Origin of the sequence: Streptomyces sp. CGMCC 4.7035 (genome assembly GCF_031583065.1) — a bacterium.
In the GTDB taxonomy this organism is placed as follows: Bacteria; Actinomycetota; Actinomycetes; order Streptomycetales; family Streptomycetaceae; genus Streptomyces; species Streptomyces yaanensis.
Window position 1 is genome coordinate 85964 of record NZ_CP134053.1, and the last position, 19065, is coordinate 105028.

Annotated in this window: 11 protein-coding genes and 1 pseudogene; 7 read left to right on the forward strand and 5 right to left on the reverse strand. The window is 69.7% G+C overall.

Annotated elements, in window-relative coordinates; translation table 11 throughout:
- The first annotated feature begins 83 nt into the window (after positions 1–83).
- Together Q2K21_RS00390 and Q2K21_RS00395 are read left to right on the forward strand one after the other, a co-directional pair.
- On the forward strand, positions 84–1064 hold the full coding sequence (locus Q2K21_RS00390) for a pirin family protein (RefSeq protein ID WP_310763029.1): 981 nt from the start codon (positions 84–86) through the stop codon (positions 1062–1064).
- 95 nt (positions 1065–1159) lie between these two features.
- Positions 1160–2242 (forward strand): AI-2E family transporter, encoded by a 1083-nt coding sequence (locus Q2K21_RS00395; protein WP_310763030.1) that lies wholly within the window; start codon positions 1160–1162, stop codon positions 2240–2242.
- Here Q2K21_RS00395 and Q2K21_RS00400 read toward each other — a convergent pair whose 3' ends face one another.
- Entirely contained in the window at positions 2243–4417 is a 2175-nt protein-coding gene (locus tag Q2K21_RS00400; protein ID WP_310763031.1) for an ATP-binding SpoIIE family protein phosphatase, read from the reverse strand.
- A 303-nt stretch (positions 4418–4720) separates the two neighbouring features.
- On the opposite strand from Q2K21_RS00400, the gene aspS reads away from it, so the two are divergent.
- Complete coding sequence (gene aspS / locus Q2K21_RS00405) at positions 4721–6484, forward strand: aspartate--tRNA ligase (protein ID WP_310763032.1); 1764 nt, start codon at positions 4721–4723, stop codon at positions 6482–6484.
- Between the two features lie 257 nt (positions 6485–6741).
- Here the strand turns inward: aspS and Q2K21_RS00410 are convergent, their stop codons facing one another.
- The 3 genes from Q2K21_RS00410 to Q2K21_RS00420 all read right to left on the reverse strand — a co-directional run bounded on the left by Q2K21_RS00410 (position 6742) and on the right by Q2K21_RS00420 (position 15080).
- The gene (locus tag Q2K21_RS00410) at positions 6742–9840 is read right to left on the reverse strand and encodes an FG-GAP repeat domain-containing protein (RefSeq protein WP_310763033.1); all 3099 of its coding nucleotides are present in this window, start codon (positions 9838–9840) and stop codon (positions 6742–6744) included.
- Positions 9841–10150: 310 nt separating this feature from the next.
- On the reverse strand, positions 10151–13354 hold the full coding sequence (locus tag Q2K21_RS00415; RefSeq protein WP_310763034.1) for an FG-GAP repeat domain-containing protein: 3204 nt from the start codon (positions 13352–13354) through the stop codon (positions 10151–10153).
- 280 nt (positions 13355–13634) lie between these two features.
- Positions 13635–15080, reverse strand: a complete 1446-nt coding sequence (locus Q2K21_RS00420; protein ID WP_310763035.1) for an ATP-binding protein — start codon at positions 15078–15080, stop codon at positions 13635–13637.
- A 174-nt stretch (positions 15081–15254) separates the two neighbouring features.
- Between Q2K21_RS00420 and Q2K21_RS00425 the strand changes: the two genes are divergently transcribed.
- From Q2K21_RS00425 to Q2K21_RS00440, 4 genes and pseudogenes are all read left to right on the forward strand, one after another.
- Positions 15255–15521 carry a Scr1 family TA system antitoxin-like transcriptional regulator gene (locus tag Q2K21_RS00425; protein WP_310763036.1) on the forward strand — a complete coding sequence of 89 codons (267 nt, stop codon included), beginning with the start codon at positions 15255–15257 and terminating at the stop codon, positions 15519–15521.
- 3 nt (positions 15522–15524) lie between these two features.
- Entirely contained in the window at positions 15525–15704 is a 180-nt protein-coding gene (locus Q2K21_RS00430; RefSeq protein WP_310763037.1) for a DUF397 domain-containing protein, read from the forward strand.
- Positions 15701–16075, forward strand: coding sequence for a hypothetical protein (locus Q2K21_RS00435; protein WP_310763038.1), 375 nt, complete (start codon positions 15701–15703; stop codon positions 16073–16075). Before Q2K21_RS00430 ends, Q2K21_RS00435 begins: the two co-directional genes overlap by 4 nt.
- Positions 16076–16077: 2 nt before the next feature.
- Positions 16078–17120: pseudogene (locus Q2K21_RS00440) on the forward strand (pectate lyase family protein); the annotation flags it as partial.
- A gap of 134 nt (positions 17121–17254) precedes the next feature.
- On the opposite strand, the gene metG reads toward Q2K21_RS00440, so the two are convergent.
- A complete protein-coding gene (gene metG, locus Q2K21_RS00445) occupies positions 17255–18970 on the reverse strand; it encodes a methionine--tRNA ligase (RefSeq protein WP_310763039.1) in 1716 nt (571 codons plus the stop codon).
- Positions 18971–19065 lie beyond the last annotated feature (95 nt).

Below are 19065 nucleotides of genomic sequence, written 5' to 3' on the forward strand. Positions count from 1 at the left end.
GGAATCTCCTCCGGGCTTCCGGCGTTGTGGGGTGGCAGAAAGTTCAATCGTCAACTAAAGTGAGAGCACAAGGAGGTACCGACATGCCTGCAGTGACCGTCGAGAACCCGCTGACCCTGCCTCGTGTGGCCGCGCCGGCCGATGCGGTGGCCCGTCCCGTGCTCGGTGTCACGACCGCGCCCAGCGGTTTCGAGGGAGAGGGCTTCCCGGTTCGCCGTGCGTTCGCCGGGATCCACTACCGCCACCTCGACCCGTTCATCATGATGGACCAGATGGGCGAGGTGGAGTACGCGCCCGGCGAGCCCAAGGGCACCCCGTGGCACCCCCACCGCGGCTTCGAGACCGTGACGTACATCATCGACGGCGTCTTCGACCACCAGGACTCCCACGGCGGTGGCGGCACCATCACCAACGGCGACACCCAGTGGATGACCGCGGGCTCGGGCCTCCTGCACATCGAGGCCCCGCCGGAGTCGCTCGTCGTGTCCGGCGGCCTGTTCCACGGCATCCAGCTCTGGGTCAACCTGCCCGCCAAGGACAAGATGATGGCCCCGCGCTACCAGGACATCCGCGGCGGTCAGGTCCAGCTGCTGACCACCCCCGACGGCGGCGCGCTGATCCGTGTCATCGCCGGTGAGCTCGACGGCCACCAGGGCCCCGGTGTCACGCACACCCCGATCACCCTGATCCACGCCACCGTGGCGCCCGGCGCGGAGGTCACCCTCCCGTGGCGCGAGGACTTCAACGGCCTCGCGTACGTCCTGGCCGGCCGCGGCAGCGTCGGTGCGGAGCGGCGGCCGATCCACCTCGGCCAGACCGCGGTGTTCGGCGCGGGCTCCTCGATCACCGTCCGCGCGGACGAGAAGCAGGACTCCCACACGCCGGACCTGGAGGTCGTCCTGCTGGGCGGCCAGCCGATCCGTGAGCCGATGCAGCACTACGGCCCGTTCGTGATGAACACCCGCGAGGAGCTCCAGCAGGCCTTCGAGGACTTCCAGAAGGGACGTCTCGGCTCGATCCCGGCCGTGCACGGGATGAACGAGAGCGGCCCTCAGGGCGCCTGAACCAAGGGCCGCGCGCCCTCCACGGTCTGACGCCGTCTCACCCGGGCGGGCCGTCCGCACAGGACAGCCCGCCCTCGGCATGATCGGCTGGGGGCGTGCAGCTCCTCCCCGACCCCGTACGCCGGCTCGCCGCCTGGTGCGCCGTCGTCCTGCTGGTCGCCGGGGTCGGCTGGGTCGGGATCCGGCTGTGCGGGGAGTTCCGTACGGCCGTCGTCCCCGTGCTGCTGGCGCTGCTCGGGACCGCGCTCCTCGGGCCGCTGCACCGGCAGCTCGTACGGGTCGGCGTCCACCGGTCGCTCGCCGCCGGGATCACCTGTGTCGCCGTCGTGGCCGTGGTCGGCGGGGCCGTGTACATCGTCGTCGCCGCGCTCATCGACACCGGCGACCAGATCGTCTCCTCGCTCAAACGGGCCGCGAAGACGCTCGCGGCACACTTCGGGGCGGCCGGCACCTCACTGGACGACCTCGCCTCCAACTCCAAGGAGCTGCTGACCAAGTTCGGCGGGACCGCCGCCTCCAACGTCATCAGCGGGGTCAGTGTCGTCGGCGAGTCCATCGCCATGGCCGTACTGGCCCTGTTCCTCGTCTTCTTCTTCCTGCGCGACTCGCACCGGGCCGTGGATTTGCTGCGCTCGCTCGCCCCGCGCGGCTCCGCCGACACCGTCGAGGCCATGGCGCGGCGGGCCTTCGAGGCCGTCGAGGGATTCATGCGCGGGACCACGTTCATCGCGCTCATCGACGCCCTCTGTATTACCGCGGGGCTGCTGATCCTCCGCGTCCCGGGGGCGGTCGGGCTCGGCGCGCTCGTCTTCGTGGGCGCGTACGTCCCCTACCTCGGGGCGTTCATCTCCGGCGCGGTCGCGATCCTGGTGGCGCTCGCCGACCGCGGGTTCGTCATCGCGCTGTGGGCGCTCGGCGTGGTTCTCGCCGTGCAGGTCCTGGAGGGGCATGTGCTCCAGCCGCTGATCCAGAGCCGGACGGTGCGGATGCACCCGGCGGCGGTGCTGCTGGCGATCACCGCGGGGGCGTCGGTCGCCGGGATCCTGGGGATGCTGCTGGCCGTACCGCTGACGGCGGCGGCGTTCGGCGTCGCACACGAGCTGCGGGCGCGGTACGGGCACGGCGGGTACGGGGATGGGGACGGAGACGGCGACGGGGAGGCGGCGCCGCGGGCGTAGTCACTGCCCGTCGGCCCACTCCCCGTTGCTCCCGTCGTCCTTCGAGGGCTCCTCGTACAGCTCGAACCAGATGCTCTTGCCCTCGCCGCGCGGATCCACCCCCCAGGCGTCCGCGAGCAGTTCCATGAGGATCAGGCCGCGTCCGGACGAGGCCAGTTCACCCGGGTGCCGCATGTGTGGCAGGTCGTCGCTGGCGTCCGTGACCTCCACGCGCAGCCGGCGTCCGCCCGAGCCGTCCCGTCCGCCCGAGCCGTCCCGTCCGCCCGAGACCTCGGCGACGAGAAGCGCGTTCGTGTCGGTGTGGACGAGAACGTTCGTCAGCATTTCCGAGATCAGGAGCACGGCCGAGTCGAGCTGTTCCTCGGAGGACCAGTCGTGCAGCAGCTCGCGCAGTTGCTGCCGGGCCCCCGCGACCCGATGGGGCTCGGTCTGCGCGACCGTCAGCGCCATGCGGCGCACCCGGGGCCGCAGACCGACCGTGTCGCCGCAGCCGCACCCCTCGCCCACCCGGCACAGCAGCAGGACGGCGATGTCGTCCTCGCGGCGGTCGGTCAGCGGCCCGGTGGCGTGGTGGGAGGAGGGCCCGTGCACGGCCTGGACCAGCGCGTCCGCCAGCTCCTCCAGGTCGCCGTCGTGCTCCTCCAGGATCCGCCGGATCCGCCGCCAGCCGGTGTCCAGGTCGTGCCCGCCGGTCTCGATCAGCCCGTCCGTGCAGATCAGCATGGTCTCGCCGGACTCCAGGACGAGCCGCGTGGTCGGGTAGTCCGCGTCCGGGTCGATGCCGAGCGGCAGCCCGCCCGCGGTCGGCCGTGTCAGCACCGTCCGGTCGGCCATACGGATGGCGGGGTCGGGATGGCCGGCGCGGGCGATCTCCAGCGTCCCGGTCGCCGGGTCCACCTCGACGTAGAGGCAGGTCGCGAAGCGCAGGTCGGCGCCGTCCTCGCCGTACGTCATCCCGTGCAGGAACCGCGAGGCGCGCGCCAGGACCGCGTCCGGGCGGTGGCCCTCGGAGGCGTACGCGCGCAGGGCTATGCGCAGCTGGCCCATGAGCCCCGCCGCGCGCACGTCGTGGCCCTGGACGTCGCCGATGGTGAGCGCGAAGCGGCCGCCCGGCAGCTGGATCATGTCGTACCAGTCGCCGCCGACCTGGAGCCCGCCGCCGGTCGGTATGTAGCGCGCCGCCACGTTCATACCGGGGATCTGCGGACCCAGCGTGGGCAGCATCGAGCGCTGCAACCCGTCCGTCAGCTCCCGCTCCGACTCGGCGGCGCCCGCGCGGGACAGCGCCTGGGCCAGCATGCGGGCGACCGTGGTGAGCACCGAGCGCTCGTCGGGTGTGAAGGTGACGGGGTACTTGAACGCCGCCATCCACGCGCCCATCGTGCGCCCGGCGACGGTGAGCGGCAGGAAGGCCCACGACTGGCGGTCGAAGTGCGCGGCGAGCGGCCAGGAGACCGGGTAGCGGGTCTTGTACTCCTCGGGTGAGGACAGATAGACGGCCCGGCCGGTGCGGACGACCTCGGCGGCCGGGTAGTCCGTGTCCAGCGACATATGGGTGAAGGGGTCCTCGTCCCCCGGTTTGTGTCCGTGGTGACCGATGACGGTCAGCCGGTCGCCCTCGGCCCCGAAGACCGCGAGCCCGTCCGGCGAGAACCCGGGCATCGACAGCCCGGCCGCGACCCGCAGCACCTCCTCCGTCGAGCGCGCCTCGGCCAGCGCGCGCCCCGCGTCCAGCAGGAAGGCCTCGCGCGAGCGGCGCCAGTCGCCGACGACGGGGGAGCGCACGGCGGCGCTCGGGGAGGGGTCGGTGACCTCCTGGAGGGTGCCGAACAGCTCGTAATCCCCGGTCCGCGGGTCGATCGAGGGCTTGGAGCGGCTGCGGACGACGCGGAGCACCCGCCCGTGCTCGTCCATGATCCGCATGCGGACCTCGGCGATGGTGCCCTCGGCCAGGGCGAGCTGGACGACTCCGTCGACCTCGTTCCAGTCGACCGGGTGGAACCGCGCCCGGATTCCCGCCTCCGTGAGCGTCGTCGGTTCCGCGGGCAGCCCGACCAGCCGCGCGGCCTCGGCGTCCAGAGTGACGAGCCCCGCGGCGGCGTCGTAGCGCCACAGGCCGGTCGCGAGGCCGGCCAGGACGTCCCCCACGGCGGGCAGGGGCTCACCAGTGCGCATTGCCCCACTCTAAGAAGAGGTGATCGAACGGTGCCACCGAAGGTAAGAAATAGGGGATCTTCAGGAAGCGCCCGCGGTTGATGACGGAGAGGCGTCGGCGAGGGGGAGGCGTCGGCGAGGGGGAGGCGTCGGTGAGGGCGAGGCGCGTGTGAGGGAAGGCGATCAATGAGGCGAGGCGAACAATGAGGGAGAGGGGATCTTGAGGCGGCCGGTACCCTTGGTAGGTCCGGGCCGTGCCAGCCCGGAGGCGCCGGGGCGAGACCCCCGGAAAGACCCCGATCCGCGAAGACTGGATGAACGACGATGCATCGGTACAGGTCCCACACCTGCGGCGAGCTCCGCGCCTCTGACGTCGGCAGCGACGTCCGGCTGAGCGGCTGGCTGCACAATCGGCGCGACCTGGGCGGCATCCTCTTCATCGATCTGCGCGACCACTACGGCATCACGCAGCTCGTGGCCCGCCCCGGCACGCCCGCGTACGAGGCGCTGGACAAGCTCTCCAAGGAGACGGTCGTCCGGATCGACGGCAAGGTCGTCTCCCGTGGCGCCGAGAACATCAACCCCGAGCTGCCCACCGGCGAGATCGAGATCGAGGTCGGCGAGGTCGAGGTGCTGGGCGCGGCCGCCCCGCTCCCCTTCACGATCAACACCGAGGACGGTGTCAACGAGGAGCGGCGCCTGGAGTACCGCTTCCTGGACCTGCGCCGCGAGCGCATGCACCGCAACATTCTGCTGCGTACGTCCGTGATCTCGACGATCCGCCACAAGATGGCGGCGATGGGCTTCAACGAGATGGCGACGCCGATCCTCAGCGCCACCTCCCCGGAGGGCGCCCGTGACTTCGTCGTCCCCTCCCGACTGCACCCGGGCAAGTTCTACGCTCTGCCGCAGGCCCCGCAGCAGTTCAAGCAGCTGCTGATGATCTCGGGCTTCGACCGCTACTTCCAGATCGCGCCCTGCTTCCGTGACGAGGACGCGCGCGCGGACCGTTCGCCGGGCGAGTTCTACCAGCTCGACGTGGAGATGAGCTTCGTCGAGCAGGAGGACGTCTTCCAGCCGATCGAGAAGCTGATGACGGAGATCTTCGAGGAGTTCGGAGGCGGCCGTCACGTCACGTCCCCGTTCCCGCGGATCCCCTTCCGCGAGGCGATGCTGAAGTACGGCTCGGACAAGCCGGACCTGCGCGCCAAGCTGGAGCTGGTGGACATCACCGACGTCTTCGAGGGCTCGGAGTTCAAGGCGTTCGCCGGCAAGCACGTGCGCGCGCTGCCGGTCCCGGCCGTGCAGGACCAGCCGCGCAAGTTCTTCGACCAGCTCGGCGAGTACGCGATCTCGCAGGGCGCCAAGGGCCTGGCCTGGGTCCGCGTCGCCGAGGACGGCTCGCTGACCGGCCCGATCGCCAAGTTCCTCACCGAGGAGAACGTCAAGGTCCTCACCGAGCGTCTCGGCCTGGAGGCCGGCCACGCCGTCTTCTTCGGCGCGGGCGAGTTCGACGAGGTCTCGAAGATCATGGGCGCGGTGCGGGTGGAGGCCGCCAAGCGGGCCGGCCACTTCGAGGAGGGCGTCTTCCGCTTCTGCTGGATCGTCGACTTCCCGATGTACGAGAAGGACGAGGAGACCGGCGCGATCGACTTCTCGCACAACCCCTTCTCCATGCCGCAGGGCGGCCTGGAGGCCCTTGAGACCCAGGACCCGCTGGACATCCTGGGCTGGCAGTACGACATCGTGTGCAACGGAGTCGAGCTGTCCTCCGGCGCGATCCGGAACCACGAGCCGGAGATCATGCTCAAGGCCTTCGAGATCGCGGGCTACGACCGTGAGACCGTCGAGGAGAAGTTCGCCGGCATGCTGCGCGCCTTCCGCTTCGGCGCCCCGCCGCACGGCGGCATCGCGCCGGGCGTCGACCGCATCGTCATGCTGCTGGCCGACGAGCCCAACATCCGCGAGACCATCGCCTTCCCGCTCAACGGCAACGCCCAGGACCTGATGATGGGCGCGCCGACGGAGCTGGAGGAGGCGCGGCTGAAGGAACTGCACCTGTCGGTGCGGAAGCCGCAGCCGAAGTAGTCCCGACGGGGTCCTAGGCCCTGTCGTCAAACTCCCGCCTGCCCCGCGACGCCATGCACGCACTCTCGCCGCACCGAGCGCAGACCCAAGTACATCCAGTACGAGGGTCAGCGCCCGGCACGCCGAGAGCACGCACCTGACGCCGCAGGGCCCGCCCTTCGGGCGGACGACGGGAGTTTGACGACAGGACCTAGGGGCCCTGCCCAAAGGGGGCTCGAAATCGACACGATGCCGATTTAGAGCCCCCTTCGCGTTCGTCAGGACAGGGACGTGTAACCGCCCCAGCCGGTGCCGATCTGCGTCCGCCCGCCGAAGGAACCCTTGCCGTCGCCGTTGTTGCGGTAGAGGTTGCCGGAGGTGTCCCGCGAGACGATGTCCGGCTTGCCGTCGTCCGTGATGTCGCCGACGCCGACGATGGCGTTGTAGCTGCCGCCCCAGTTGGTGAACACCTGCGCGCGGGCCTTGAAGGTGCCGGTGCTGGTGCCGTTGTAGCGGTAGAGGTTGTTGGACTTGTCCTGGGCGATGAGGTCGCCGATGCCGTCGCCGGTGATGTCGCCGACGCCGACGATCTTCTTGTAGGTCTTCCAGTTGGCGAAGATCTTGACCCGTGCGGACAGCTTGCCGGTGCTGGTGCCCTTGTACAGGTAGATGTCCCCGGTGGAGGCGTTGCGCGCGACGAGGTCCGGCCGGCCGTCGCCGCTGATGTCGCCGGGCGAGGTGAGCATGTCGTACTGGTTCCAGCCGCTGGTGCCGAGCGTCGTGTACGCCGTCGTCGGCTTGAGCGCGGCGCCGCAGTCAGGCTTGTAGAGCCGCAGGGCCCCACTGCTCAGCCGCACCAGGACGTCGTTGCAGCGGTCCCCGCTGAGGTCCCCGAAGGGGACGGCCTTGATGGAGGTGGGCCAGCCGCTGCCACTGACCTTGCCGGAGAAGGTGCCTTTGCCCGTGCCCTGCTGGAAGGTCAGACCGCCCGAGGAGTTGAGGGTCAGGAGGTCACCGGTGCCGTCCGGCTCCCCCCGTTTGCCCACGTAAGGGCCCACGTAGTCGTGGTGCACCGCCCTGCCCTGCATCAGCTGGACCGTGCCCCGCACCTCCACCGGAGCGCCGACGCCGTCCGCGGGCGCGACGGACAGCGTCCAGTCGTACCAGCCGTTCGGCAGGAACGCGTCCCCGGGGAGCGTGCTGTCGATCCCGTGCCAGCCCACCCTCAGCTCACCGCGCGCGGCGCCGCCGTCCCGGGTGTCGACCACCTTGCCGGTCGCCTTGCTGCGCACGGTCAGCCGCCAGCTCGCGGAGGGCTTCGACAACAGCACGGTGGTGAGGGTGTCCGGGGTCGTGTCGATCGTGCGCGGTCTGACCTGCGACGCGCTTCGCACCGGCGCCAGCAGGCGCAGTGGCTGCTGCTGCACACCGGACGGTACGAGGTGCACCCGCTCCTGGTCGTCGACGTAGGCGGCGTTCGCGCCGGACTCGTCCACCGTCCAGCGCACGTCCCGCTGCGAGACGCCCGTGTCGGGCAGATCACCGATCACCTGGCTCGCCGCCGTCCCGTCCGCGAACGTCGTCAGCGTCAGCTTCCCGGCCTGCTTGTCGTGCGTGACGACGAATCCGTCGCCGAGTTTGGCCTCGCCGGCCGGAGTGGCCACGGACTTCTTCGACGTGCGGTCGTAGACGCCGGCCTTACCGTCGCACGCCCAGTAGAGCCAGCGGCCGTTCGCCTGGAGTTCGGTGGGGGCACAGCCCGCGTCGGTCGTGAGGGTCTCGATGGTCTTCCCCGCCGCCAGGTCGTAGGCGGCGACGCTGCCCGGAGTGGCGCCGGCGGTCCACAGAATGGTGCCGGAGAGGGCCGCCGCGCCCGGGGTGCGGGTGACAACGGGGTCATGGATGCCGATCCGGTAGACGTACTGCCGGGTGGCGGTCGTGTAGATCACATATCGGCCCGACACATCGGTGATCCGGCCGCCCTTGGGCACGGACCACTCCCAGAGGGCGGCGGGACCGTGGGCCCTGAGCTGGTCGTAGTCCCCCGAGCCGTGATGCAGCCAGGCGATCCGCCCGTCGGGTGTGCCGAAGATCTGCGAGCAGGCCACGTCGGTGGCGGCGCAGTCGCCGGTCAGCACGTCGTTGTCGGGCGTGAACGAGGTGCGCTCACCGAACTGCGGGGTGCCGGTGACGGCGACGGTCCGCACATAGTCGTCGCGCATACCACCGTCGGTGACAAGCAGCCGGCCGTTGTCCAGGGCGAGGCCCTGGATTTTGACGGGCGGCTTGGGCAGGGCCTTGACCTGAGTGACGACCGGTCGGCCGTCGGGGCCCGGCTGGATGCGCTGGATGCCCCAGTCGTCGGCCGAGGTGCGGCCGAGGGCGACGGCGGTGCCGTCGGAGACGGCGGAGATGCCGCGGTCCGACGAGGTCAGTACGGTCACCGAGGCGCCACCCGCGATGGGCTTGGCCTTCACCGTCGTACCGGCGCTGGGCCGGTGGACCAGCCAGTCGCCGACCACGGCGAGGTCCTGCGCGGGGTACAGACTGCCGGCACCGTCCAGCGTGACCGCGACCGGGGCGGCCGACAGATCGGAGCGGGGGTACACCTGGACGGTTGCCTCATGGCTATTGAACAGGACCACGTGATCGGCGGTGACCTGTGCGTCGGGGTAGAACTTGGAGCTCGGCGGCGTCCAGCTCTGCACCTGTCCGGTCCTCCGGTCGACCATGACCGACAGATACTGCTCGCCGCTCGAGCCCACGAACAGCAGCCCGGTGGCGTCCCCGCCCACGGGGCGAAACAGCTCCACCCCTTCGGGCAGCCCGCTGACCCGCACGTCACGTGTGGTGCCGTCGGCCTCCGGGGTCAGCAGGTGCATCTCCTCCATGAGCGTCCCATCGTCCCGAGCGACGACGTGGTAGCCGACCGCCAGGTCGGCGTATGCGGTGACCAGCTGCAGACTCGAGGGCACATGGATGGTGCGGGTGGTCCCGTCGACCGCGTTCCACAGATCCACCCGGCGGCCTTCGGGGTAGCGGTACGCGATGACGTCACCGCCTGTGCCCAAGGTTTCGGTGATCTCCGTCGGCCGTGTGACAGGCACGGACGTTCCGTCCGCGTACCGTGTCCAGACCATCCCGGAGTGTCCCTCAAGGGTGTGGAAGACGCCCTGCGTCCCGGCGCCGTCGTGACCGTCGTAGGTCGGCGCGCTGTAGAGCTTGGCCGAGGTGTAGGTGCTGCGCAACGTCGCCGGCACCACCGTCTCCTGCGGTACGTCCGCGGCTGCGGTCGACGGCAGCAACGGGCCGAACCCGGCCACGAGGGCTGCGGACGCGGCGACGAGACGCAGTCTTATCGAGGCATGACGAGCCAAGGAAAAACCCTCCCGGAAAGCACGAGAGGGAATGCGTATGCGTGCGACGCACGCCCCAGATGTCCCGCGGCCCCCAGCCGCCACACCCCCCTCAAGTCGCATGATCGTATAGGAACTTCAAAGTTTCACGGAATGCGATTAGCGGCCCCAGGAACTTTTGGCCGAAAACACTGTGGCCCCACCGGGGAATCGGACGCTGTCGGTAAATCCGAGGCCTACGTGGCGGCGGCCTGCACGACCCCTTGGGGTTGTGCAGGCCGCCGTCGTGTGGCACACCAGCGTTCAGTGGCAGGAAGTCCAGCGCCACGGACTAGGACAGGGACTTGTACCCGCCCCACCCGGTCGCGATCTGCGTCCGCGAACCGAACGACCCCTTGCCGTCACCGTTGTTGCGCCACACGTTCCCGCTGCTGTCGCGGGAGACGATGTCAGGCTTGCCGTCGTCCGTGATGTCGCCGACGCCGACGATGGCGTTGTAGCTGCCGCCCCAGTTGGTGAACACCTGCGCGCGGGCCTTGAAGGTGCCGGTGCTGGTGCCGTTGTAGCGGTAGAGGTTGTTGGACTTGTCCTGGGCGATGAGGTCGCCGATGCCGTCGCCGGTGATGTCGCCGACGCCGACGATCTTCTTGTAGGTCTTCCAGTTGGCGAAGATCTTGACCCGTGCGGACAGCTTGCCGGTGCTGGTGCCCTTGTACAGGTAGATGTCCCCGGTGGAGGCGTTGCGCGCGACGAGGTCCGGCCGGCCGTCGCTGCTGATGTCGCCGGGCGAGGTGAGCATGTCGTACTGGTTCCAGCCGCTGGTGCCGAGCGTCGTGTACGCCGTGGACGGCGTGGCCGCCTTGTTGCAGCCCGGCTTGTACAGGCGCAGGGATCCGTTGCTGTAGCGCACGAGGAGGTCGTTGCAGCGGTCGCCGCTCAGATCGCCGAAGGGGATCGCCGTGATGGTGGTGGGCCAGCCGGTGGCGGAGTACTTCGAGCTGAACTTGCCTGTGCCGGTGCCGCTGTGGAAGGTCAGGCCGCCGGAGGAGTTCAGGGTGAGCAGGTCGCCGCGGCCGTCCGGGCCGTCGGGGCTGGTGAAGTCGTGGCGTACGGCGGCTCCCCGGAGCAGGAAGCCCTTGCCGGTGGTCACGTTCGCCGCGGTGGACGTGCCCAGGCCGGTCGCCTTCAGGGTCCAGGTGAACTGGCCGTTCGGGAAGTAACCCCCGCTCGCCGTCCTGCCGTTCCAGGTCGCCGACACCCACCCCGAGGTCGCGCCGCCGGTGATCGTGCGGGTGGCCTTGCCGGTCGCGCCGCTCTGGACCGAGGTGAAGGTCAGGGACCAGGAGGTGGCCGGGCGGGAGAGGAACCAATTGCCGTGCCAGGGGTCCGACGAGGGCGGCTCCGCGATGTCCTCGGCCTCTGCGTGGAATGCCGTCGGTACGGACGGGGTGACGCCGGTCGTGGCGACGTGCGTCTGCTCGTACGCGTCGAACCAGGCGACCAGGCCCGTGTACTCGTCGACCGTCCAGCGGTAGCGGCGGTCCACGGCCAGGCCCGTGTCGGGCAGCTTGGAGGCGATCACGCGGGTGGTGCCGGTGGCGGCCTCGGTCAGGATCAGCTGGTCGGCCTCGTGGTCGTGGCGGACGGTGAAGCCGTCGCCGAGGAGTACGTCACCGGGGGTCACCGGCCTTGCCGTACCGGCCCTGGTGTCGTAGACCCCGGCCGAGGAGGTTCCGCAGGCCCAGTACACCCAGCGGCCCGCCGCCTGCAGCTCGCTCGGCACGCAGGAGAGGTCCGGGACCGTCACCGTGGCGAGGGTCTTGTTCTCGGTGAGGCTGTACGAGGTGAGCCGGCCGGCCGTGGTGGTGGCGCTCCAGAGGGTGGGTCCGTTCAGGGCGGCGGCGCGGACGGAGCGCTTCAGCTTCTGTCCCTGGCCGAACTCGCCGACGTACTGCATCGGGGTGGTGCCGCCGGAGTTGTAGACGGCGTAGTCGTCGGAGACATCGACGATGGTGCCGCCCTCGGTGTGGAACTCCAAGGTGCCGTAGCCGATGTTGACCAACCGGTCCGCGTTCTCCAGACCGCTGCCGCCCTCGTCGTTGTCGTAGTACGTGTCGAGGTAGACGTCCCTGGCGTCGACGCCGTCGTAGTTGCCCCACATGGCCGAACACGTGGTGTTCGGGTACGGGCACTTCGGGCTGATGGAAGAGCTCTCCGTGGCGGCGGACGCGGTCAGCTCGGTGCTGCCGTTGGTGGTGAGGGTGCGCACGGACGTGCTGTCGGAGGTGCTGCTGGTGCTGTCCTCCGCCACGCGCAGGCTGCCGCGGCTGAGGGCGAGGCCCGTCTTGGCGTTCTCGTACGGGGCGACCTTGTACAGCTTCTCCAGGACCGGGGAGCCGTCCGCGCCCTGGGTGATCCGGTGGACCCACCAGTCGGCGGCGTTCGTGCCGCCGGTGACGAGGGCGCCGCCGCTGGGGGTGGCCACCGGGTCGCCGTAGGACCGGGTGAGCAGGGTCTTCGTGGAGCCGTCGGTCAGGGAGACGGCCGTGACGGTGCTCTTGTCCGCGACCAGGACGAGCCAGTTCCCGACGAGCACGGGGGAGCCCACGGCGCCGGTGGCCGCCACCGGGACCGTCTCCTCGGCGGTGAGGTCGGCGCGGGACTTGAGGTGCAGGCCGCCGGTCGCGCTGTACCAGCCGATCCGGTCGTCGGTGAGCACCAGCGAGAGCCCGGTGTCGGCACCGGTGAAGACCTTGGTGAACTCGGCGGTCGCGAAGTCGAGGTAGCCGACGTCGTAGGAGGTGGGGGAGCCGGTCGTGGCGTCGTAGGCGGTCGGGTAGGTGAGCAGTGCGCCCGCGGCGTCGCCGGTGCGCTGGTGGGCGCCCGTCACATAGCCCTTGTCGGTCGGGAACCCGGTCACCCAGCGGTTGCGCTGCTTGCCGTCGACGTAGTCGAGCAGCTTCAGCCAGGTGCCGTCCATGCCCACGCCGTCGATGACGGGGTCGTGTTCGGCCGCGACGACGGTGGTGCCGTACGTGCCGATGTAGGTGTCCCTCGGCATGTCCAGCGTGCGCAGCACGCTTCCGTCCGGGTTCGCCAGCGACACGGGTTCGGTGTACGTCCGGTGCGGCAGCGCCACGGTGTCGGCACTCTGCCCGAACATGCCCGAGGGGCAGGAGACGCTGATGTCCCAGCAGCTGGTGGTGGTCGGCTGGTACGGCTGGCCGGCGCCGGCGTTGCCGGGCGGGGTGTTGACGGTGACGGTGCTGCCGTTTTCGTAGCTCGTCCAGAGCAGCCCGGCGACATTGGCCTGCCGGTGCAGGAAGCCGGTCGCGCCGGCCGCGAGCAGCCGGTCCGAGCGAGGTGTCTCCATGCGCGGGTCGTCCAGGACGATCTCCGTGGTCCCGGCGGTCTGTGCGGTGACAGCTTCGGCGGACTCGCCGCCCTCGGAGACCACGACCACGGCCGCGACGGCGACCGCGAGTGAGGAGACGGCGGCGGTCAGGCCGCCCCGTCTCAGGGCGTGTCGGCCCACGTGAGGTTCCCTCCCCGCGAGGGCCCCCGCCCTCGCACAAGTGGCCGAACTTTACCAGCCTCTTTCCTGCTCTTTACCTCGGGGGTGATTTCCGGCCCCTCTTGACCGCGCGCGGAAGACTGCGCCCTTTTCTCAGCTCGCTGACAGGTTTCGCGCCTGCCTTCCATGTGCATGACGGATACCGACGGGAGGCCCCAAGTGCCCCAGGAGCCACATGAGGTGACGCCCCGTAAGGCCGTCGCGGTAGGCGCTGTGGCCGTGCGCCCGTACGCCGCTCCTCTCAGGGCCGCCAGGCCGAAACGACGTCCCGCGGCCCCCACACCAGCTCGACCTGGCCCTCGGGCAGGGTCGTACCGGACAGGGACACGACGGCCAGACCGGCGACGCCGGGGTTGAATCCCGGCACCTGTGCGGCGCCCTGCGCGAGAGCGGCCAGGTCGTGTCGGTCGAAGGGCGTGCCCAGCCACTTCACCGATCCGGCGAAGTGGATCGTCCCGGCCACGGGAGCGCGGTCGGCCCCGATGAGATCGATCTCGGGCGAGAACTGGCGGTTCCACCAACCGCCCACCACTTCCGTGTCGGGCCATGGAAAGTCCCCTGAAACCGCAGCCAGTTCCAGGGCTTCACGGATCAGCGGCTCGGCGGCCCGCCCGCGCCACGCCGCCCATCGCCGTTCGACGATCCGGTACGCGGCTTCGGGGCGGCCACGTCGGGACAGTTCCTCAGCCGACCGCGTGGCGGCCAGGTAAAGCCTCAGGTTGCTGTCGGCCACGCGATAGAGGGCGGGCTTTCCCGGGCTGGCGGAGAGCGGGGACTCCGAGGCGAGTACGCGCTTCTCCTCGGTGAGGCGCCGCAGCAGTGGGGACAGTATCCCGGAGGGCAACGCACCGCTCTGGCTGCCGGCGGCCGCGGCGATGTTTGCGTGCGTGCGGTCTCCGCTGCCCACCGCCTCCAGAACCCGGCGGGCCTGGTCGGGTGCGGGGAATTCGGCGAGGAGGGCCGCCGCCGGGACGCCGAAGAGAGGAGAGGCCGGGTCGGCGCACTCCGCCTTGATGAAGTCGAGTGCAGGGGTGCCGTGCGGCCAGGCGCGCAGCACGCCGGGCAGCCCGCCGGAGACGAGGTGGGCGTCGATGGCGTCGGCGCCGTCGAGCCCGAGCGCGTTCCCGACCTCGGCCGGATTGAGCGGCCCGAGCACGAGCGAGTCGGCCCGACCGTAGAAGGGCCGGTCGTAGGCGGTGAACCGCTCCATCATGTGCAGGTCGCTGCCGAGCAGCAGCAGCAGCACGGGTCGCCGGGCGAGCAGCCTGTCCCAGGCGGTCTGGAGCGCTCCGTCGAACACGAGGTCCTGCTCGGAGAGCCAGGGGAGTTCGTCGAGGACGACGATGCTGGGCGAGTCGGGGAGCACGGCGGCGAGGGTACGGAAGGCGTCGGGCCAGTTGGTCGGAGCGCTTTTCGGCAGGAGCTCGGGATCGGCAGGTAGAGAGGACTCCCTGAGCTCCGCGATGAAATCGGCGATCCCTTCGACGGGGGACGCGCCCTTGGTCGCGGTGAAGAACACGTACGGCCGCTGGGATCGGTCGCAGAACTCCTGCACGAGTCGCGACTTGCCGACCTGCCGTCGTCCCCTTATGGCGAGGGCGGCCCCGGTGCCTTCGCCGGTGACCCGGTCGAGGCGCTTGTGGAGGAGGGACAGCTCGGTGTCTCGGCCTACGAACGGGGTGGGCATGGGACCGACCTCCAGGGAGGGGCGGGCGGACGGCAGGTTACAGGTTATGTAGATTCATTCTACGTAGATTGAATCTACATACACTCGGGCTCGACGAAGAGCTGCTCCGTGGAAGTGACGGTTGATGCCAGGTCCAGCCAACGGGTGACAGTGTCGAGGTCGGAGCAGGTACCGATGCGATCGCGGACGGAGAACCTCACGGTCCGGGTCATCCCGTTCGACGTGGACGGGTTCGCCGGGGCCAATGCCTCCATGCTGTACGCGGGTGGCTTCGTGCCCCCGTTGGACACCGCCAAGCGGGACGCGCCTCATGGTGGCCCGATCCTGGACGCCGAGTCCCAACTGGCCCGGTTTCGAACGCTCTTCCGTAAGGTGGAGTCGGCGGCGCTCGACCCCGGGCGGTCGCGGGACTTCATCCACCGCTTGGCGAAGGGGATGTGAAACATGACCCAGTGGCAGAAGTCGTCCTTCTCCGGCGGCGGCGATGGGGATGAGTGCGTGGAACTCGCCTACGGAGAGCACTCGTTGCTGATCCGCGAGAGCGATGACCCCGCCCGAATACTCCAGGCTGGCCGAGTCGAACTGGCGGCCCTTCTGCGCCAGTTGAAGCGCAATCCCTCATGAACGACGACGAGCTCACCAAGGCCCTGTCCGTCGTCCTGCGCGACCTCGCCGCGCAGTGCCCGGTGCAACCGGTCGTACGTGACGCCGAAGACGGAGGCATCACCCTGTACGCCCCTGACGCCTCGGGCTGGGGCGTATACGTGTGGCCGGACTCCCGTCCGGGCGCGCGCCTCGCCGAGATCGCGGACAGGGTCCAGGACTGGGCGGTCGAGGCACTGTGGGCGGAGGGTGCGTCCGCGGTCTGGCCGCCCTGTCCCGCTCATCCGGATACGCATCCGCTGACGGCGACCGTCGTGGAGGGCAAGGCCGTGTGGGCATGTCCGAGGAGTGGGGTCGCCGTCGCGTTCATCGGTGAGCTCGGAGAGCTGTAAAAACCATCGATGCCAACACCGACGACGCGGGCAAGAAGCTGACCTGCGCCGACTACTCCGCCGGCACCGGCTACTCGCGCGACGCCTACCTCAAGGCGTACGACCCCGCCGGCTACGGCCGCTCGAAGCTGCCGTCGGGCACGCAGGAGAAGGCCCGCGCCGCCGCCCAGGCCAAGCAGGCGAAGAACATCGTCTTCAAGGTGCCCGCCAACACCACGATCGTGGGCGTGCCGGGCAGCAACGCCGGGATCACCGGCGGCATGCTCCAGGTGCAGAACGTGGACAACGTCATCATCCGCAACCTCGCCTTCTCCGCCACCGAGGACTGCTTCCCGCAGTGGGACCCGACCGACGGCGACAAGGGCAACTGGAACTCGAACTACGACTCGGTCACCCTGCGCGGGGCCACCCACGTCTGGGCCGACCACAACAGCTTCACCGACGCGGCGCACTTCGACAGCGCCAACCCGAAGTACTTCGGCCGCGAGTACCAGATCCACGACGGCGCCCTCGACATCACCAAGGGCTCGGACCTGGTGACCGTCGAGCGTAACCAGTTCACCAACCACGACAAGACGATGCTGATCGGCAGCAGCGACACCGACAGCGTCGGCAAGCTGCGCGTCTCCATCCACCACAACGTGTGGAAGGGCATCGTGCAGCGGGCTCCGCTGACCCGTATCGGCCAGGTCCACATCTGCAACAACTACTTCGACACGACACCCTGGACGGGTACGCGCCGCTCTACAGCATCAACTCCCGCGCCAAGGCCCAGGTCGTCGCCGAGAACAACTACTGGAAGGTGCCGTCCGGCGGGAAGGTCGCCAAGCTGCTCAGCGGCGACGGCACCGGCTCGGTCGCGGGCAGCGGCAACCTCGTCAACGGCACGGCGACCGACCTCGTCGCCGCTTACAACGCCACGTCGTCGAAGAAGATCAAGACGACGGTGAACTGGACGCCGACGCTCACCGGGGGCCTTCAGACGTCCGCGAAGAACCTGCCGACGGAGCTGGCGACCACGACCGGCGCCGGCGTCCTCTCCTAGGCGCGGGCCCAGGGCCACGCCCAGGACACCAGTGGCCGTCGCGCGCCGGGGGCGCGACGGTCATCGGTGAGACACAGGGGCCCGGGAAGCTGCACGCTTCCCGGGCCCCTGTGTCGGATGACGTGGAACCGGTCCTACTGGGCCTCGCCGCCGAAACGCTCCTTGTACGCGGCCAGATCCTCTTCCGTCAGCTTCGCGAACAGGACCGGCGGGACCGTGAAGGGGGTGCCGGCGGGGACCGCGGTGAGGGACTTGGCCTCGTCGGCGGTCACCCACTTCGCCGTGTCGTCCTTCAGGTCGAACGCCGTGCGCATCGCCGCCGACGTCGTCGGGATGAACGGCTCCGAGACCACCGCGTACAGGTGGATCAGGTTCATCGCCGTGCGGAGGGTCAGGGCAGCGCCCTCCTTGTTGGTCTTGATCTCCAGCCAGGGGGCCTTCTCCTCCAGGTAGGAGTTGCCCGCCGACCACAGGGCGCGCAGGGACGCCGCCGCCTTGCGGAACTGGATGGCCTCCATGTGCTCCTCGTACTCCGCGAGGAGGCGGGCGATCTCCGCGCCGAGCTTCGCCTCGGCCTCGCCCGGCTCGCCGCCCTCGGGGACCGCGTCGCCGAAGCGCTTGCGGGAGAAGGACAGCACCCGGTTGACGAAGTTGCCCAGCGTGTCCGCCAGGTCCTTGTTCACCGTGGCCGTGAAGTGCTCCCAGGTGAACGAGGAGTCGTCGGACTCCGGCGCGTTCGCCATCATGAAGTAACGCCAGTAGTCGGCCGGCAGGATCTCCAGCGCGTCGTGAGTGAAGACGCCCCGCTTCTGCGACGTGGAGAACTTGCCGCCGTAGTAGTTCAGCCAGTTGAAGGCCTTGATGACGTCGACCTTCTTCCACGGGGCGCGGGTGCCCAGCAGGGTCGCCGGGAACATCACGCTGTGGAACGGGACGTTGTCCTTGCCCATGAACTGCGTGTAGTGGACGTCCGCGTCCGACTCCCACCACCACGAACGCCAGTCCCGGTTCTCCGGGTCCTGGTCCGCCCACTCCTTCGTCGCGCCGATGTACTCGATCGGGGCGTCGAACCAGACGTAGAAGACCTTGCCCTCGGCGGCCAGGTCCGGCCAGGTGTCGGCCGGGACCGGGACACCCCAGTCCAGGTCACGGGTGATGGCGCGGTCGTGCAGGCCCTCCGTCAGCCACTTGCGGGCGATGGAGGAGGCGAGGATCGGCCAGTTGTCCGCTCGCTCGTCGACCCACGCCTCTACCTCGCCGGCCAGGGCCGACTGGAGGAGGAAGAGGTGCTTGGTCTCGCGGACCTCCAGGTCGCTGCTGCCGCTGATCGCGGAGCGCGGGTCGATCAGGTCGGTCGGGTCCAGCACGCGGGTGCAGTTCTCGCACTGGTCGCCGCGCGCCTTGTCGTAGCCGCAGTGCGGGCAGGTGCCGATGATGTACCGGTCGGGCAGGAAGCGGCCGTCGGCGTTCGAGTACACCTGGCGGATGGCCCGCTCCTCGATGAAGCCGTTCGACTTCAGCTCGCGGGCGATCTCCTGCGTGATCTCGTGGTTCTGCGCGGAGGAGCTGCGGCCGAAGTAGTCGAAGGCCAGGTTGAAGCCGTCGTACACCGCCTTCTGCGCGTCGTGCGCCTGGGCGCAGAACTCGTCGACCGGCAGGCCGAGCTCCTTCGCCGCCAGCTCGGCGGGGGTTCCGTGCTCGTCCGTCGCGCAGATGTAGAGGACGTCGTGGCCGCGCTGGCGCAGATAGCGGGAGTGCACGTCCGCCGGGAGCATGGACCCCACCATGTTGCCCAGGTGCTTGATCCCGTTGATGTACGGAAGGGCGCTGGTGATGAGGTGTCGAGCCATCGCGGGCTGCTCCCAAGTCGCTACGTGGGGTGACGGTCGCCGGTTTTCGGGTCATCTGCGATCGTCTACGAACCTTGAAATCGTAGCCGACATGG

Coding starts and splice junctions, on each gene's coding strand:
- Q2K21_RS00430 (WP_310763037.1), top strand. CDS start 15,525: ATGACCCAGTGGCAGAAGTCGTCCTTCTCCGGCGGCGGCGATGGGGAT.
- Q2K21_RS00400 (WP_310763031.1), bottom strand. CDS start 4,417: ATGCGCACTGGTGAGCCCCTGCCCGCCGTGGGGGACGTCCTGGCCGGC.
- Q2K21_RS00420 (WP_310763035.1), bottom strand. CDS start 15,080: ATGCCCACCCCGTTCGTAGGCCGAGACACCGAGCTGTCCCTCCTCCAC.
- aspS (WP_310763032.1), top strand. CDS start 4,721: ATGCATCGGTACAGGTCCCACACCTGCGGCGAGCTCCGCGCCTCTGAC.
- Q2K21_RS00425 (WP_310763036.1), top strand. CDS start 15,255: ATGCGATCGCGGACGGAGAACCTCACGGTCCGGGTCATCCCGTTCGAC.
- Q2K21_RS00435 (WP_310763038.1), top strand. CDS start 15,701: ATGAACGACGACGAGCTCACCAAGGCCCTGTCCGTCGTCCTGCGCGAC.
- metG (WP_310763039.1), bottom strand. CDS start 18,970: ATGGCTCGACACCTCATCACCAGCGCCCTTCCGTACATCAACGGGATC.
- Q2K21_RS00390 (WP_310763029.1), top strand. CDS start 84: ATGCCTGCAGTGACCGTCGAGAACCCGCTGACCCTGCCTCGTGTGGCC.